Raw genomic sequence first — 739 nt, forward strand, 5'->3', positions numbered from 1 at the left:
AAAGCCGCCGCGCATCACGTACCGCAACACCCATACACGGACAACGATCACGGCACCTTTGGGTTACTGGTCAAATAACGCGGAGCAGCACTAGGCCGCCAGTGGTGCATGCGGCGGTCACCGCCTCGGCAACGTCGGCGACGAACACGAAGTCTCGCGTCTGGTGGCCGTCGCCAAAGATTGCCAAGTCCGCGTCCGCCATCGCGGCCTGCGCCATCAGGCCGACGACGCCGCACATCGGGCCAACTTGGCGCGGCCCGTAGACGTTGCCCAGCACGAGCGCCGTGTAGTCGACGCTCCGGTGATCTCGGTACCAGTCGAGGTACTTCAGTGCCGTCGCCTTGCTCAGCCCGTACGGACTGGTCGGCGCGATCGGCGCGGTCTCCGCAACAGGCAGGGCGTCGCCGTCCACCGTGCCGTAGATCGCGCTGGTGGCCGCGTACACGACGAGCCCGGCCTCTGCCTCGGCGCACGAATCCAGGACGTTCACGGTTCCCCGGATGTTGATGTCCGCGTCGACGAGCGGCGACCGTGTCGAGGCTGGCAGGTTCGACTGCGCTGCGAGATGAACGACGATCTCCGGCCGCCACAGCCGTATAGCGTTGGCGGCATCGGTCGACCGCACGTCACAGATCAGAATGTCTCCATCGGTTAGGCCGGCGCCCACGGCCCCGGCGTTGTTCGGGAGTGTCCGGTTTGATGTTGGTTTGTTAGATGCCGTAGGCGGCGAAGACGTCGC

At 65.8% G+C, this 739-nt stretch carries 1 protein-coding gene; it reads right to left on the minus strand.

Annotated features, from left to right (window positions below; all coding sequences use genetic code 11):
- Window positions 1-70: 70 nt before the first annotated feature.
- Window positions 71-739: NAD-dependent epimerase/dehydratase family protein (locus ACLQ24_RS29945; RefSeq protein WP_425895090.1), on the minus strand; the 669-nt coding region annotated here is incomplete at its 5' end.

It is taken from the genome of Micromonospora sp. DT4 (assembly GCF_049841675.1).
In the GTDB taxonomy this organism is placed as follows: Bacteria; Actinomycetota; Actinomycetes; order Mycobacteriales; family Micromonosporaceae; genus Micromonospora.